Source organism: Actinospica sp. (assembly GCF_035552695.1).
In the GTDB taxonomy this organism is placed as follows: Bacteria; Actinomycetota; Actinomycetes; order Streptomycetales; family Catenulisporaceae; genus Actinospica.
This window is the reverse complement of the sequence record NZ_DASZKT010000160.1, coordinates 38601-53462: the sequence shown is the minus strand read 5'-3', so window position 1 is coordinate 53462 and position 14862 is coordinate 38601. Positions and strand designations below refer to the sequence as shown.

15 protein-coding genes are annotated in these 14862 nt (G+C 70.5%); 5 read left to right on the top strand and 10 right to left on the bottom strand.

All coding sequences use genetic code 11. From position 1 onward, the window contains the following. Positions 1–22: 22 nt before the first annotated feature. Positions 23–886 (bottom strand): phytanoyl-CoA dioxygenase family protein, encoded by an 864-nt coding sequence (locus VG296_RS19565; protein WP_325567610.1) that lies wholly within the window; start codon positions 884–886, stop codon positions 23–25. Between the two features lie 148 nt (positions 887–1034). After that, complete coding sequence (locus VG296_RS19560; protein ID WP_325567608.1) at positions 1035–1646, bottom strand: TetR/AcrR family transcriptional regulator; 612 nt, start codon at positions 1644–1646, stop codon at positions 1035–1037. 307 nt (positions 1647–1953) lie between these two features. Between VG296_RS19560 and VG296_RS19555 the strand changes: the two genes are divergently transcribed. Genes VG296_RS19555 through VG296_RS19535 form a run of 5 tightly spaced genes read left to right on the top strand, consistent with a single transcriptional unit; the run spans position 1954 to position 6774 of the window. Then, positions 1954–2991, top strand: coding sequence for an aromatic ring-hydroxylating dioxygenase subunit alpha (locus VG296_RS19555; protein ID WP_325567606.1), 1038 nt, complete (start codon positions 1954–1956; stop codon positions 2989–2991). A gap of 13 nt (positions 2992–3004) precedes the next feature. Beyond that, positions 3005–3985, top strand: a complete 981-nt coding sequence (locus tag VG296_RS19550; protein ID WP_325567604.1) for a PDR/VanB family oxidoreductase — start codon at positions 3005–3007, stop codon at positions 3983–3985. After that, positions 3985–5388 carry an allantoinase AllB gene (gene allB / locus VG296_RS19545; RefSeq protein WP_349259622.1) on the top strand — a complete coding sequence of 468 codons (1404 nt, stop codon included), beginning with the start codon at positions 3985–3987 and terminating at the stop codon, positions 5386–5388. Before VG296_RS19550 ends, allB begins: the two co-directional genes overlap by 1 nt. 19 nt (positions 5389–5407) lie before the next feature. Then, positions 5408–6325 (top strand): factor-independent urate hydroxylase, encoded by a 918-nt coding sequence (gene pucL, locus VG296_RS19540; RefSeq protein WP_325567600.1) that lies wholly within the window; start codon positions 5408–5410, stop codon positions 6323–6325. A gap of 59 nt (positions 6326–6384) precedes the next feature. Then, positions 6385–6774, top strand: coding sequence for a hypothetical protein (locus VG296_RS19535; protein WP_325567598.1), 390 nt, complete (start codon positions 6385–6387; stop codon positions 6772–6774). Between the two features lie 17 nt (positions 6775–6791). Here VG296_RS19535 and uraH read toward each other — a convergent pair whose 3' ends face one another. From uraH to VG296_RS19495, 8 genes are read right to left on the bottom strand one after another with little or no spacing between them, the layout of a single operon-like run. Next, positions 6792–8033 (bottom strand): hydroxyisourate hydrolase, encoded by a 1242-nt coding sequence (uraH, locus tag VG296_RS19530; protein ID WP_325567596.1) that lies wholly within the window; start codon positions 8031–8033, stop codon positions 6792–6794. Then, on the bottom strand, positions 8030–8881 hold the full coding sequence (locus VG296_RS19525; protein WP_325567594.1) for a MurR/RpiR family transcriptional regulator: 852 nt from the start codon (positions 8879–8881) through the stop codon (positions 8030–8032). The genes uraH and VG296_RS19525 overlap by 4 nt, the downstream gene beginning before the upstream one ends. Next, on the bottom strand, positions 8878–10131 hold the full coding sequence (locus tag VG296_RS19520) for an allantoate amidohydrolase (protein ID WP_325567592.1): 1254 nt from the start codon (positions 10129–10131) through the stop codon (positions 8878–8880). The genes VG296_RS19525 and VG296_RS19520 overlap by 4 nt, the downstream gene beginning before the upstream one ends. Next, entirely contained in the window at positions 10128–11315 is a 1188-nt protein-coding gene (locus VG296_RS19515; protein WP_349259627.1) for an alanine--glyoxylate aminotransferase family protein, read from the bottom strand. Before VG296_RS19515 ends, VG296_RS19520 begins: the two co-directional genes overlap by 4 nt. Positions 11316–11356: 41 nt before the next feature. After that, entirely contained in the window at positions 11357–12514 is a 1158-nt protein-coding gene (locus VG296_RS19510; protein ID WP_325567588.1) for an amidase family protein, read from the bottom strand. After that, positions 12511–13296: an ABC transporter permease gene (locus tag VG296_RS19505; RefSeq protein WP_325567586.1), complete on the bottom strand. Its 786-nt coding sequence runs from the start codon at positions 13294–13296 to the stop codon at positions 12511–12513. Before VG296_RS19505 ends, VG296_RS19510 begins: the two co-directional genes overlap by 4 nt. Beyond that, entirely contained in the window at positions 13293–14057 is a 765-nt protein-coding gene (locus tag VG296_RS19500) for an ABC transporter permease (RefSeq protein WP_325567584.1), read from the bottom strand. Before VG296_RS19500 ends, VG296_RS19505 begins: the two co-directional genes overlap by 4 nt. A 3-nt stretch (positions 14058–14060) precedes the next feature. Continuing rightward, entirely contained in the window at positions 14061–14861 is an 801-nt protein-coding gene (locus tag VG296_RS19495) for an ABC transporter ATP-binding protein (RefSeq protein ID WP_325567612.1), read from the bottom strand. Position 14862 lies beyond the last annotated feature (1 nt).

Here is a 14862-nt window from a genome sequence, read left to right as displayed (position 1 = left end):
GCGGCTACCCTACGCAGAGCAGCTAGCGCGCGGCGTTCTTGATGAACTCGCTCTCGTGCTCCGGTGTGGGCTTGGCGCCGGCGAAGTAGCTTCCGCGCAGGTGGCGGCGGGTGGCGTGGTCGTCGGTGGCGCGGGTCGCGGAGTGCCAGAGGTAGCAGTCGTGCAGCAGCACGTCGCCGCGCTCGGCGTAGACGGCGACCTCGCCGCGCACCTTCTCGAAGGCCAGCGGCATCGGGAACGGCGGCGGCGTCAGGGTGCGTCCACCGGCCGGGCGGGCGGTGTCGGGCACGGCGATGTTGTTGACGTTCCGGTACGGCGCGGGCGTGGCCCACAGGTGGCTGCCCGGCACGACGCGCAGAAATCCGTTGCAGGGGCTGGTCTCGTCGATGTGCAGGGTGAACGAGGTCGCGGGCCAGATATCCATGCTCGGACTCGCCTGCCAGTCCGAGTGCCAGCCGATGCGGGTGTAGCCGGATTCCCGGCCGGGCCGCGCGTCCTGGTAGACCACGCCGGACTGGACGATATCGCCGAACCAGAGGTCGTCGCCGAGCAGCTGCTTGAGAATGCCAAGCAGTTTCTCGTCGGTGACGGCCTCGTGCACTGAGGGCGCGACCTCGGTCACGTGCTCGACGTAGTTCGCGAACTTCTCCGCCTTCGCGGGGTCGTCAATGTACTTCGTCGAGCCGTAGCGCTCGGGCAGGTCCCCGGCGACGACGCGGGTCTGCGCGGCGACGCACTCGGACTCCATGCGGGCGAAATGGCCGTCCGAGAACAGGCCGCGCACGACGGCGTAGCCGTGCATCTGGTAGTACCAGCGGATCCCGTTCAGGTCCGAGGCATCGAAGACCCCGGATTCGTCGAGCACACCCACGATCGCCACCTCCACGGTTCGGTACTGCGGTTCCTCGATACTGCGGTTCCGAGATGGATTGAACCAGTCGATTCAATAGCGGGTCAATGGCAGATCAGGCTGTTCGGGGAGTTGAAACCCGGCAGTAACGCGAGGCGCGATAACTCCAGATGAACCGAATGGTTCAGTCGCGGCCGACGCGTGCGCAGACCGAGCTGACGGCCGCCTGCGCGGCGAGGTGGGCGCGTCGCTCGTCGCTGGAGCTGAGCAGGTCCATCTGCAGGCCGCGCCAGCAGCCGACCAGTTCGCGGGCCAGCACCTCGGCGGACGCCCGGCGCATCCCCTCGCGCTCCAGGGTCGCGGTCACGTCGTCGACCAGCCCGTGCGCGACCTGCTCCAGCCAGGCGCCGTAGCTGTCGGGCCGGTTCACGGCCAGGCCGAAGACCTCGAAGAACAGCCGGGCGAACGGCCGGGTCTCGGCGGCGGAGATCCCGTCCCAGGCCTCGGACAGCCGCGTCTCAAGGTCGGCCGGGCTGCTGCGCAGGTGCTGCGAGATGCTGCGGAAGCGCGGGAACCGGGAGGCCGCGGCGTCCAGCGCGTCCATGGTGAGCTGGTCCTTGCTGCCGAAGTAGTACAGCAGCATCCGATTGTTCGACCCGATGGCCGTGGCCAGTCCGCGCAGGGTCAGCGAGGCCACGCCGTTGCTCAGCACGTAGTCGACAGCCAGGCCGAGCAACCGCTCGCGCTCGGTCTGCGGGACGTCCGCGGCCTGCTGCCGCGCGCTCGCTGCGATCACCGCCTCAGGGTAGCGCGGTGCCTGAAGAGAAATCGGCGTGCAACTGGCGGGACGCGCGGCGGAAACAGCGCGTTCGTAGCTTTTCGAAGACGGTTCAGCGGATATCGCGGGCGACGAAGGAGGATCGGCATGACGCGGCACGTGCGTAGTAGTGGGCGCAGCGGCAGTCTGCAGCAGATCCGCCGCGTCGCCTGGACGCGGGGGCGTGTGGCGCACGGGAGTTGAGTCGCGAACTCAACACCCTTCCTCCGCGCACAGCCCTGGCCCCGGGCCTGTGCGTCCCCGCGAACCGTTGAAAGGCCGAGTCATGCCCGCTGAGCTGACCGTTCCCCGCGAGTGCACCTTCGATCCGGACGACTGGCGGATCATCGCACGCTACTGGTACCCGATCGCGCTGGCCACGGAGGTCGGTGCGGCGCCGCTCGGCGTGAAGCTGCTCGACCAGCCCCTCGTCGTCTACCGGACCGACGACAGCCGGACCGTGATCGCGAACGACATCTGCCCGCACCGCGGCACGCCGCTGAGCCTTGGCCGGGGCGACGCACGCGGGATCACCTGCGCGTACCACGGCTTCCGGTTCGGCGCCGGGGGACGCTGCGTCGACGTGCCCGCGCATCCGCAGGCGAAGATCCCGTCCCGGCTGCATCTGCGCACCTACCCGGCCGTCGAGCGCTACGGCCTGATCTGGACCTGTCTGGCGGCCGACCCGGATACCGAGCCCGACATCCCGACGCACCCGCATTGGGACGACGCGGGATTCCAGCGGATCAACTGCCCGTGGATCGACATCGCGGCGTTCGCCGGGCGGCAGATCGAGGGCTTCCTCGACGTGGCGCACTTCGGCTTCGTGCATCTGAAGTCCTTCGGGAACCCGGACAACCCGGTGGTGCCGGACTACGCCGCGGCGCCTACGCCGGACGGGTTCGAGGTCGAGTACTGGAGCACGGTCGGCAACTACCCGATCGGGGTCGTCGACCGCTCCAAGCCGGGATTCCAATGGCTGCGGCACTTCCGGCTGCACGTGCCGTTCACCGCGACGCTCGTGGTGCACTTCCCGGACGAGGGCAAGCTGTCGATCATGAACGCGGCCTCTCCCGTCTCGGCCCGGATGACGCGGATGTTCGCGCCGATCTGCCGGAACTTCGACACCGACCAGCCGGAGCAGGCCGTCCACGACTTCAACCGGATCGTGTTCGAGGAGGACCGGGCGATCGTCGAGGTGCAGAAGCCGGAGAATCTGCCGCTCGATCCGAGGCTCGAGGTGAACGTCCCGGCCGACCGCAGCTCGATCGCGTACCGCAGGGCGCTGCGCGGCCTGGGCCTCGGCTCGTTCTTCACGGCCTGAGCGGGGACGGGCGATGACGACGAACACTCAGGCGACGAGCATGCCCGCCGTCGTGCACGCGCTGACCCGCGCGGCCACGGACGCGCTGCTCATCGAGCTACGACACCCCGACTCGGGCGGAAGGCTGCCAGAAGCGCGACCAGGTGACCACATCGACGTGCGATTCGGCAGACACCTGCGCCAGTACTCGCTCTACTCCTCCGCGACCGATGGCCGGTACCTGATCTGCGTCAAGCGGGAGCGGGGCGGGCGCGGTGGCTCGGCTGCCCTGCACGACGAACTGCGGGTGACCGACATCGTGCAGGTCAGTTCGCCACACAACAGGTTCCCGCCGGTACGGGGCACACGCACACTGTTACTCGGTGCCGGAATCGGGATCACGCCGCTACGGGCGATGGCCGAGGCTCTGTGGCACGAGCGCGACCGGTTCGATCTGTGGTTCTACGCACCGGATCGAGACAGTGCGCCGCTCCTCGAGTACATCGCGACCCGGCCGTACGCCGATCGCGTGCACCTGCGGCTAAGTACCCAGGGCCAGAGCGCTCGCACCGCGTTGCCGGACGAACTGGAGCATCCTGCTCCCGACGCGCACGTCTACGTCTGCGGGCCGGCCGGGTTCATGGAACATGTCAGGGCTCGCGCGCGTAAGGCCGGCTGGGCGGACGAGCAGCTGCACCAGGAGACGTTCACACTCGATGCCGAGGCTTCCGCCGCGCTTTCCGAAGGCGACGAGTTCGCGGTCCGGGTAGCGAGCAGCGGCGAGACGTATCGGGTTCCTTCGGGCTCGTCGGTCGCCGACGTGCTGCCGGCGAACGGCGTGGACGTGGATCTTTCCTGCGAGCAGGGGATCTGCGGCGCGTGTCTGGTTCCGGTGCTCACCGGAATCCCCGATCATCGAGACGAGGTGCTGAGCGAGGCGGAGCGGACCGCGAACGACCGGATGACGATCTGCTGCTCGCGGGCGCGTACAGCCGAACTGACCTTGGACCTGTGATGCGGATGCATGATCTGATTATTCGAGCGGACAAGATCTACACGCCGCGTGGTCCGAGGCCGGGCGCGGTGGTCGTGGACGCGGGGATCATCACGGCGGTCCTCGTCGACGACGACGCGGTGATCGAGACCGTCGAGGCGGTCGCAGCGCGTACGGAGGTCCGTCTGGCCGACGACGAGGTGCTGATCCCCGGCGTCGTGGACAGTCACGTCCACGTGAACGAACCGGGGCGAACCGAGTGGGAGGGCTTCGCGAGCGCGACCGCCGCCGCTGCGGCCGGCGGCGTGACGACGATCATCGACATGCCGCTCAACAGCATCCCGCCGACGATCACGCCCGAGGCCCTGGAGGTCAAGCGCGCGGCGGCGAGCGGCGCATGCTCGGTGGACGTCGGCTTCTGGGGCGGAGCCGTGCCACAGAGCCTCGGGCGGCTGCTGGCCCTTCAGACAGCCGGGGTGTTCGGGTTCAAGGCGTTCCTCGCACCTTCGGGTGTGCCGGAGTTCGAGCACCTGACAACCGCTCAGCTTCACGCGGCGGCAGCGGAGATCGCGTCCTTCGACGGGCTCCTGATCGTGCACGCCGAGGACCCGGAGGTGCTGGCGCACGCGGAGGCGCACGCCGCGCCCGGCGACTACGAGGGCTTTCTCGCCAGCCGTCCGGACACCGCGGAGATCACCGCGATCGAGAACGTGATCTCCGCCGTGCGTACGACGGGCGTCCGAGCCCACATCCTGCATCTGTCCTCCGCCCACGCGCTCCCGACCATCGCAGCCGCGAAGGCCGAGGGCCTGCCGCTCACCGTCGAGACGTGCCCGCACTACCTCTCGTTCGCGGAGGCCGAGATCCCAGTCGGCGCGACGCAGTACAAGTGCTGCCCGCCGATCCGCTCCGCCGCGAACCGCGAGCAGCTGTGGCAGGGTCTGATCGACGGAGTGATCGACGTCATCGCCTCGGACCACTCCCCGTCGACCGCCGAGATGAAGTTCGCGGGCAACGGGCACTTCGCCCAGGCGTGGGGCGGAATCGCCGGGCTGCAGGTGTCGTTGCCCGCCGTCTGGACCGCGGCCGCGGCGCGCGGCCTGCCGCTGGAGTCGGTGGTGGCGTGGATGTGCCAGGCGACCGCGGATCTCGTCGGACTCGCCGACCGAGGACGCATCGAGCCGGGCAAGCGAGCCGACCTGGTCGCGTTCGCCCCCGACGCGCCCGTCCGCGTCTCGGCGGCCGAGCTGCTGCACCGCAATCCCGTCAGCGCGTTCGACGGCGCCGACCTGATCGGAGCGGTACGCCGCACGTGGCTGGCCGGCGAGTCGGCCGCGCCCGCGACGCCGACAGCGCCGACAACACCCGCGGAACCGGGAGCACCCGCGACACCTGTCCGCGGCCGCCTGCTCTCCCGACCCTGACCTGGAAGGATGGACAACGATGGCGATCGTGCTCGGCCCCAACCGCTACGGCAAGGCGGAGAGCCGCGTCGTGCGGATCCACCGTGACACGCCCCGTCACGAGATCCTCGATCTCAACGTCTCCACCGCCCTGCGCGGCCGCTTCGACGCAGCATACCTAGTCGGCGACCAAGCCGCGGTGCTGCCGACGGACAGCCAGAAGCAGACGGTCTACGCGTACGCGAAACAAAAGCCCTGGACCTCGATCGAGGAGTACGGCCTCGTACTCGCCCGGCACTTCGTCGAGGACATCGAGCCGGTCGAGTCGGCACGCATCGAGATCGAGCAATTCGCCTGGGACCGTGTACTCGTCGACGGCACCGAACACGACCACACCTGGGTTCGCAGCGGCCCAGAGGTGCGCACCGCCGCCGTGACCGTGGAAGGTGGCGGCGGTGAGCTGCAGACCTGGATCGTAGGCGGAATCAAGGATCTAACAATCCTCAAATCCACCGGCTCCGAGTTCCACGGCTTCCTCCAGGACCCGTACACGGTGTTGGAGCCGACCACGGACCGCGTGATGGCCACGTCCCTCAACGCCGGTTGGCGCTTCACCCGCACCGGCATCGCCACCGACATCGCCTGGGACGCGGCATACGCAACCGTACGCCGAATCCTCGTGGAGACCTTCGCCACTCTGCACTCGCTCGCCCTGCAACAGACCCTCCACGCAATGGGCCGCGCCGTCCTGGAAGCCTGCCCATACCTCGCCGAGATCCGCCTCTCCGCGCCGAACAAGCACCACTTCGCCCACGACCTGGCCCGCTTCGGCATCGACAACAACAACGAGGTCTTCCACGCCGACGACCGCCCCTACGGCCTGATCCAAACCACCGTCATGCACGACGACGCCGACCACGCAGGCCCGGCCTGGGACTCCTACACAGGACTCGTCTAGGGTCTGCTTCAGATTCGGTTCGGAAGTCGTCCCGCCGCCTGCGCGCTAACCTGCCGTTCATGCCCTTCACCTCCGGCGGCACCGACGGTCCGTGCTTCGACGCCGACGCCAACGGTCTCGATCCTCACTTGGACCTGAGTGACAACGTTCGAGGCTCTCTTCCATCGGCAGACAGCGCACAACACGTCGCCGAGGCCTTCCACGCCGCGGGGTGGCGCGTACGCAAATCCAGTTGGACCGAGTTCGAGGTCGAGAACACCTACGCCCAGCTCGAGCTGCGCCCAAGCAGGCCCGTGCACTTCAGAGGCGTCATCGTTCCGCAACGGATCGACGACCTGCTCGCCGTCTTCGCCGCACTCGGGCTGACCTTCATCGTCGAACTGGACGACTGGAACGGCAGCGATACTGCGACCTATCGATCAGAGGGCACCAGCGGCGCACCCGCATAGGCGCCAACACACGGACGCTAGCTGCCTCGATAGGTTGAGTAGGCGAAGGGGCTTAGTAGCAGGGGCACGTGGTAGTGGGCGGCGGGGTCGGTCAGGTCGATGACGACTACGACCTGGGGGTAGAAGGTGCTCGTGCCCTGCGAATCGAAGTAGGCGCCGGTGTTGAAGGTGACGCGGTAGTGGCCGGGCGGGAGGGCCTCGGGGCCCAGGGTGTTGATGCGGCCGTCGGCGTCGGTGCGGGCGTGGGCGATCGTGGTCCAGGTGTTTTTCGTGGACAGCTGTTCCAGGGTGACTTCGAGGCCTGATGCCGGGACGCCGCGTGCCGCGTCGAGGACGTGGGTGGTGATGTGGCTGCGGGTCGCCGGGTCGGCAGCGAGGAGGCGTTCGAGGCGGAGGATCGCGATCTCGCGGAGTTCGCGGGCGACGATCCGGAGGTCGGCGCCGTCGTCGAGGGCTAGGCGGCGCTGCTGCTCGGCGAGGATCTCAGCCCGGGTACGGCCAGCGGCGCGGATGAGGAAGACGCGGGCGAAGCGCTCCTCGTACGCGGCGTTGTTGGCGGCGATCTTGGCTGCGAGTTCGGCGTCGTCGGCGTCGGGGGCCTGTTGTTCGGTGCGGGAGAAGGCGGCCGAACGGGTGTCGCCTTTGGGGCGCTCGCCGATGCGGGGATGGTCGGCCAGCGCGAGTTCGATCTCGGCGGGTTTCAGTGGGTCGGCGGCGTGCCGGGCGCGGTCGAGCAGGTCGGCGGCGGTGGCGAACGGGGCGGCGGCTGCGACCTCGTCGATCCAGCGGGGGACGGCCAGGCAGGAGCGTAGGAGGTCGCGCAGGTCGGAGTCAGTGGCAGTGGCGATGACGGCGGCGGCGATGGAAGCGGTGTTGGAGGTGGGGGACGCGTCGGCGCTGGAGGCGGCTTTGTCGCCGGTGGAGGCGGCGGCTTCGTCGGCGGCGGACGCGGTAGCGGCGGTGGAGGCTTCGTCGGCGGCGGCGGTGGCGGCGGCTTCGTCGGCGGCGGACGCGGTAGCGGCGGTGGAGGCTTCGTCGGCGGCGGCGGCTTCGTCGGCGGTGGACGCGGCGGCGGCTTCGCCGGCGGTGGCGGCGGCACTGGAGGTGGGGGGCTCGTCGGCGTTGGAGGCATTGTCGTCGTCGGCTTCGGCGGCGTTGGCGTTGGCGTCGTCATCGGCATCCGCAGCGGTGGCGGCAGCAGCGGCAGCGGCAGCGGCAGCGGCAGCGGCAGCGGCGTCATCGTGGGCGTTGGGGGTCACCGGGGGGCTTCCAGTTCGTCTAGGTCGTCGTACCACGTCGTGATCGTAGACACGCGGGTGCGGCCCTGTCGGGTGTGCCGCGCCAGGATGGCCGTGGCCAGTAGGTTGACCAGGCTCATGGCGGCGGCGTAGCTGTCGAAGGCGGAGGGCGAGTCTAGGGGGGCGGACAGGGCGTGGGTGACGCGGTCGCGCCAGGGTTCGAGTGAGGTGTCTCCGATGAGGACTACGGGCACGTTCCGGGCGCGCAGCGCCTCGATCAGGGCGCTGAAGCCGGGCGGGCGGCGGCGGAAGCCGATGAGTACGGCCGCGTCCTGGGGGCCGAGGTCGGCCAGGTCCTCGCCGAGGCTCTGGCCGGGGACGGGGAGCACGGTGACGCGGCCGCGGATCTGGGCGAGTTGCTGGCGCAGGTGCAGGGCCACCGGGTAGCTGTTGCGGCGGCCGATGACAGCGATCTGTGCCGCGTCGGCGAGCAGTCGGGCCGCCGCCTCCAGCCGGCCGTCCGCCACCGCCGCGCCCATCCGCTCCAGGTTGCGCTGCTCCGCGGCCAGGTGCGCGGCGAGCGGGTCGCCGGCGTGCTCGCCGGGGCCGGAGGAGGTGCCCATCGGCGAGCCGAGGCCGCGCAGCAGCTTCGCCTGGGCGCGGACCTGGGCGAAGTCCTCGTAGCCGAGGCGGCGCACGAGGCGGGAGACGGTGGCCTTGGACACGCCGCTGAGCTGCGCGATCTCCGAGGCGCTGTAGACCGCGAGATCGTCGAGCCGGTCGAGCACCACATCGGCGGCGCGCTGCTCCTGCGGGGACAGCGCGGCGTACTGGCGGTCGATGCGCTGACCGATCGGCACCTCGTTCATATGGACAGTTTTCCGTACCTCTCGTTTCCATACCTCTCGGCGAGGCCGAGTACGGCGGTGTGCATCGCGTCGATCGCGAGCGCCACGTCCGCTGCGAGGACGGACTCCTCCGGATGGTGGCTCACTCCCCCGGCGCAGCGGATGAACAGCATGCCGACGCGGGTGAGCGAGGCGAGGGCCATCGCGTCGTGGCCGGGCGGGGAGAAAAGTTCGAGCGGGTCGCCGTCCCCGGTGGACGCGACGGCCGCGGCGAGGGCGGCCTTCAGCGCCTCGTCGCAGTGCACTGTCTCGGCGACGTGCGTCTGCTCGACACCCACGCTCAGGCCGCGCCGGGCGCAGATCTTCTCGATCTCGGCGAGCAGCGCTTCGAGTCCGGCGTCGCGGACCTCGTCGGACGCGGCACGCAGGTCGAGGCTCAAGGTGGCGCAGCCGGCCACGACGTTGACCGCGCCCGGCTGCGCGGCCAACCGGCCGACCGTCGCGATGACGCCGAGGTCCGGGGCGAGGGACTCGACGGCCAGGATCGCCTCCGCCGCCCCGGCCAACGCGTCGCGGCGCAACGAGTACCGCGTTCCGGCGTGTGCCGCGCGTCCGGTGACGGTGATCAGCATCCTGCGGGCCCCGGCTATCGAGGTGACGATGCCCAGGGCCCGGCCGCGTTCTTCGAGGACGGGCCCCTGCTCGATGTGCGCTTCCAGGTAGCCGATCACATCGCCGGTTCGGCGCGCGGCGCGGCCTACCGCGTCGGGGTCGAGGCCGAACGCGGCGTACGCCTCGCGCAGGCTCACCCCGTCGGCGTCGGCGAGCGGCCACCAGCGGCTGTCCCAGGTCCCGGCCAGGGCGCGGCTGCCGAGCAGGGTCGCGCCGAAGCGGCTGCCCTCCTCGTCGCCGAATCCGACGAGCTCCAGGGCGAACGGCAGCCTGCCGCCGCTCGCCGTGATCCGCGCGGCGACGTCGATCGCGATCATCACGCCGAGGATGCCGTCGTACCGGCCCGCTTGGGGGACGGTGTCCAAGTGCGAGCCGAGCAGCAGCGCCGGAAGGCCGGGCCGCTCGCCCTCCAGTCGGCCGCAGACGTTGCCCGCCGCGTCCTGCCAGGTGGCCAGGCCCGCTTCGGTCATCCACTGGGCGGCGAGCGCATTGGCCGCCTTGTGTTCGACCGTGAGATAGGTCCGTTCGATGTAGCCGTCCGGCAGGGCGGAGACCAAGGCCAGTTCGTCGCAGCGTTCGAGGACGGTCCGCGCGCTCATATCGCGGCCTCCTGATAGACCTCGTGCGCGGCGCCGACTCCCCCGCCGGCGACGACCGCGCCGCCCGCGGTCCGCAGCACTTGTTCGAGTGCTGCGAGCGTGGTGAGCACGGCGTCCTTGCGCGCGTTGTAGCCCATGGTTCCGATCCGCCAGATCCGGCCGCGCAACGGGCCGAACGACGTGCCGATCTCGATGCCGTAGTCCTCCAGCATCCCCGCGCGCACCGCCGCGTCGCCGACGCCGTCCGGGATCAGCACGCCGACGACGTTGTTCATCCGGTGCTCCTGGTCGCCGAAGACCTCGAGGCCGAGGCCGCGCACCCCGGCGGCCATCGCGGCGCCGTGCAGCCGGTGGCGTTCGACGGCCTCCTTCATGCCCTCGTCGACGAGTAGCGCGGCGCACTCGCGGGCCGCGTAGAGCGCGCTCGTCGCCTCAGTGTGGTGGTTGAGTCGGCGCGGACCCCAGTAGTCGAAGATCATGGCCAGGTCGAAGTAGTTCGAGCCGATGCGCAACACGTTCTCTTCGTCGCCGTCCTCGCGCAGGCCGGCCTCGATCTGCCGACGCGCGGTGATCACCTCGACCGCACGGGGCGAGAAGGTCGCGGGTGCGGTGCCAGAGGGGCCGCCGAGGCATTTCTGCAGCCCGGCGGTCGCGGCGTCGATTCCCCATTCATCGGCGGCGAAGCGGTTGCCGCCGAGGCTCGCGGTCACGTCGGCGTACAGCAGCGCGTCGTGTTCGGCGCAGACCTCGCCGAGCCCGTCGAGCGGCTGGACCATCGTGGTGGACGTGTCGCCGTGCACCATCGCGAGCAGTCGAGGCCTGACATCTCGGACGGCCCGCGCCACGTCTTCGGGATCGAAGACGCTTCCCCACGGCGCCTCGATCGTGTGCACGTCGGCTCCCGCTCGCGCGGCGATCTCGGCCAGCAGGTGCCCGAAGCGCCCGAAGATCGGTACCAGCACGCGTTCGCCGGGCGCGACGAGGGAGACGAGCGCGGCCTCGATTCCGGCCCTCGACGTGCCGTCCACCAGGAGCGTCTGCTCGTTGACGGTGTCGAAGACCTGCCGGTAGAGCGCGGAGGTGTCGGCCATGTAGCCGGTCATCACCGGGTCGTACTGGCCGATCAGCGGGGTCGAGAGGGCGCGCAGCACCCGCGGATGGGCGTTGACCGGGCCCGGGCCCATCAGCAGCCGCGGGGGCGGGTCGAGCGGACTCGGCGAGATCGTCACGGGCGGTCTCCTTCTGGGGCGAGAGCGACGGCACGCTTGATGAGGGCGAGGTCGGTGCCGCGCGGCCCGAGCAGGCTGAGCCCGACCGGCAGTCCGCCGACGTCGAGCAGCGGCGCGGACAGCGCGGGGCGGCCGGTGATCGCGGCCAGGCAGGTGAGGGCGATCGTGGCGGCGCGGGTGGCGTCGAGCGAGGCGGCGTCGGCATCGTTCGACGGCGCGGGTGTGGGTGTCGCGGGAAGTAGCAGAATGCTGTCTTCGAGTTCTGCTTCGAACCGGGCGCGGATCTCGGCGAGAGCCTTGCGGGCCCCCTGCTCGTCGTCCGCGGTCACGGTCGCGGCCCAGGCGAAGCGGGCGGCCACGTCCGGTCCGAGCACGCCGGGATGATCGCGGAGCCACGGTGAGTTCGTGCGCCATGCCTCGGCCGCCTGCACAGTGCGGAACGCGGCGAAGGCCTCCTTCGTATCCGGACCCTGAATCTCGCGGAGCTTCGGCAGAGCACTCAGCTTCTCGGTGAAGGCGGCACGGACGGCCGGGTCGACTGCTGCGAGAAGACCAGGGCAGAGCACGAAGTCACCGGCGGCTTGATGTAGCGACGGCAGTGACACCCTGGCCGTCCTGGCGAGCACGTCAGGGCTGCGCGCGAGCCAGCCGATCGTGTCGAAGCTCAGCGCCAGCGGCAGCAGCCCCTGCGCGCTGACCGCTCCGCGGGTGCTGCGCAGCCCCCATAGGCCCTGGTAGGACGCGGGGACGCGGATCGAGCCCGCCGTGTCGGTGCCGAGCCCGATGCTCGCCTGGCCCGCCGCCACCGCCGAGGCGGGTCCGCTGGAGGAACCGCCGGGCAGCCGACCCGGCGCACGCGCGTTGGGCGGGGTCCCGTAGTGCGCGTTGGTTCCGGCGATGCTGTACGCGAACTCGTCGGTCCTGGCGATGCCGCGCAGTTCGGCCCCGGCGTCCAGCAGCACCCGGACGGCGGCGGCGTGCCGTCGCTCGCGGCCCGCCTCGGCCAGATAGGTCGGGTTCCCCGCGCCGACGGGCAGGCCCGCCACCGCGAACAGGTCCTTCACGGCCACGCTCTCGCCGTCGAGCACCCCCGAACCGGTCGGCACCGCGAGCGGGAACCCGAGCAGCCGCCAGATCCGCGGGTCGGCCGTCACGCGGCTTCCCCTCCCATGCCCATCCGGGACAGCACGACCGTCTCGGCCGCGCCGACCAGCGTGTAGAGCACCACGGAGACCGCGGTCAGCACGATGATCGAGGCCCAGAGGTGCAGGTAGCCGAAGGCTCCGATGTCGGCGAGGACCACGCCGCCGATGCCCCGACCGGTGGCCAGCCACTCGGTGACGAGCGCGCCGACGAGCGCGCTGGGCACCGAGAGCCGGGCGGCGGCGAAGAGGTACGGCAGGGCGCCGGGCAGCGCGACCTTTGTCAGCATGCTGCGTTGCCCGCCGCCGTAGACGGCGACCACGTCCACGGCGTGCGGCGGGGCCGAGCGCAGCCCGTGCACGATCGTGACCAGGGCGGGGAAGAACACGACGATGCCGCCGATCACCGCGATACCGCCGACGCCCCGGCCGAAGACCAGCACGATGAGCGGCGTCATGGTCACCAGCGGCACCGAGCGCAGCAGCGTCGCCAGGGGCATGAAGGCGCGCTCGACGGCGGGTGCCGTGACGAATGCCAGTGCCGCGAGAACCGCCCCGAGCATGCCGAAGCAGAACCCGTAGGCGCCGTCGCCGAGCGTGGTGCCGAGCGGCTGAAGCACGGAAGACCGGTTGCTCGCGGCGTCCGGGCTCGAGAACAGGTACGTCCACACGTCCGACGGGCTCTTGACCACGTACGGACTGAACGAGAACAGGTCGACCACCGCGTACCAGAGGATGAGCCCGACCACGGCCGAGACCAGCAGTGGGCTGATGATGCGCCACGCCGTCTTCACGATGTCCCTCCAGTCCGGGCCCAGGGCGTGAGCACCCGGCCGAGCAGCGAGAACAACCCGTAGCCCGCGAACGCGAGCACGCCGGTCACCAACGCCAGCGCCCACGTACGCGCGACGTCGAACTGCTGCTGCGCGAGTGTGAGCACGACCCCGAGCCCGCTGTCCACGCCGCCGAGGTACTCGCCGAGGATCGCCCCGAGCATCGCCGAGGGCGCGGCGATCTTCAGGGCATTGATGACGGCCGGAGACGCCGCGATCAGCTGGACCTTCACGAGCCGGTGCCAGCGGTTGCCGCCGTATGCGCGGACCACGTCGAGCGCGGCGGGATCGGCCGAACGTACCCCGAGCAGCGCGCCGACGAGCGTCGTGAAGAACACTGCCATCGCCGCCAGGAAGACGGTCGGGGCGCGCCCGCCCATGACCACCAGCACGATCGGGCCGATCGCGGTGAGCGGCATGCAGTAGCTGATCACCGCGAGCTGCGACGCGGCCGGTGCCAACCGGGGCACCAGGAGCGTCAGGGCCGCCACCGCGAAGGCGGCGAGGTTGCCCCAGAGGAATCCCTGGGCCGCGTACGTCAGTGTGACCAGGGAGTTGGACCAGTACAGACCGGCTCCGTCCGCAGCCATCTGACGCGCTACGGCCAATGGTGTGGGCACGGCGCCGTGCGTGCCGAATCCGAACGCTCCGACGAGGGCCCACACAACGAGCAGGATCAGCACTCCGGTGAAGCCCGCGAAACGCCGCGCGATCGCAGCCATCTGCTAGGCCTCCACCGTCTCGCGCGAGCTCTCGGAGTCGAACAGCAGCGCCGAGAGCCGGTCGTGGTACGCGTGGAACTCGGCGGTCCGCGTGATCTCGGGCGTGCGCGGGCGCGGCAGGTCGATCTCCACGACCTCGACGATGCGGCCCGGCCGGGCGCTCATCACCGCGACGTAGTCCGAGAGGAACACGGCCTCGGCGATCCCGTGCGTGACCATCAGAGTCGTGGCGGGCTTCTCGGCGAGGATCCGCTGCAGTTCGATGTTCATCCGCTGCCTGGTCATGTCGTCGAGCGCGCCGAACGGCTCGTCGAGCAGCAGCACCGACGGCTTCACGACCAGGCTGCGGGCGATCGAGACGCGCTGGCGCATGCCGCCGGACAGCTGCGCGGGCTTGGCCTTCTCGAACCCGTCCAGGCCGACGAGGCGGATCAGTTCCTCGATGGCGCCCGGATCCGGCCTGACCCCGGCGACCTCCAGCGGCAGCCGGATGTTCGCCGCCACCGAGCGCCAGGGCAGCAGCGCCGAGTCCTGGAACGCGATGCCCAGGGCGTGCTCCCGGCGCAGCTCGCGCGGAGTCAGCCCATTGATCACCGACTCGCCGGCCGTGGGCTGTTCGAGTCCCGCGGCGATGCGCAGGATGGTGGACTTGCCGCAGCCCGAAGGCCCGAGCAGGGACAGGAAGCGGCCCTCGGGGGTGTGCAGCGAGACGTCGTCGAGGGCGGTGATCGTGCGCCGGCCGACCTTGAAGAGCTTGGTCAGCCCGCGCAGCTCGATGCCGCCGGATTCCGCGGTGTCGGCCATC

What these genes read in the sequence shown, in the direction of transcription:
- VG296_RS19495 (WP_325567612.1), bottom strand. Translation starts at nt 14,861, where the DNA reads ATGGCCGACACCGCGGAATCCGGCGGCATCGAGCTGCGCGGGCTGACC.
- VG296_RS19515 (WP_349259627.1), bottom strand. Translation starts at nt 11,315, where the DNA reads ATGGGCCCGGGCCCGGTCAACGCCCATCCGCGGGTGCTGCGCGCCCTC.
- VG296_RS19550 (WP_325567604.1), top strand. Translation starts at nt 3,005, where the DNA reads ATGACGACGAACACTCAGGCGACGAGCATGCCCGCCGTCGTGCACGCG.
- VG296_RS19555 (WP_325567606.1), top strand. Translation starts at nt 1,954, where the DNA reads ATGCCCGCTGAGCTGACCGTTCCCCGCGAGTGCACCTTCGATCCGGAC.
- VG296_RS19520 (WP_325567592.1), bottom strand. Translation starts at nt 10,131, where the DNA reads ATGAGCGCGCGGACCGTCCTCGAACGCTGCGACGAACTGGCCTTGGTC.
- VG296_RS19525 (WP_325567594.1), bottom strand. Translation starts at nt 8,881, where the DNA reads ATGAACGAGGTGCCGATCGGTCAGCGCATCGACCGCCAGTACGCCGCG.
- VG296_RS19535 (WP_325567598.1), top strand. Translation starts at nt 6,385, where the DNA reads ATGCCCTTCACCTCCGGCGGCACCGACGGTCCGTGCTTCGACGCCGAC.
- pucL (WP_325567600.1), top strand. Translation starts at nt 5,408, where the DNA reads ATGGCGATCGTGCTCGGCCCCAACCGCTACGGCAAGGCGGAGAGCCGC.
- VG296_RS19500 (WP_325567584.1), bottom strand. Translation starts at nt 14,057, where the DNA reads ATGGCTGCGATCGCGCGGCGTTTCGCGGGCTTCACCGGAGTGCTGATC.
- allB (WP_349259622.1), top strand. Translation starts at nt 3,985, where the DNA reads ATGCGGATGCATGATCTGATTATTCGAGCGGACAAGATCTACACGCCG.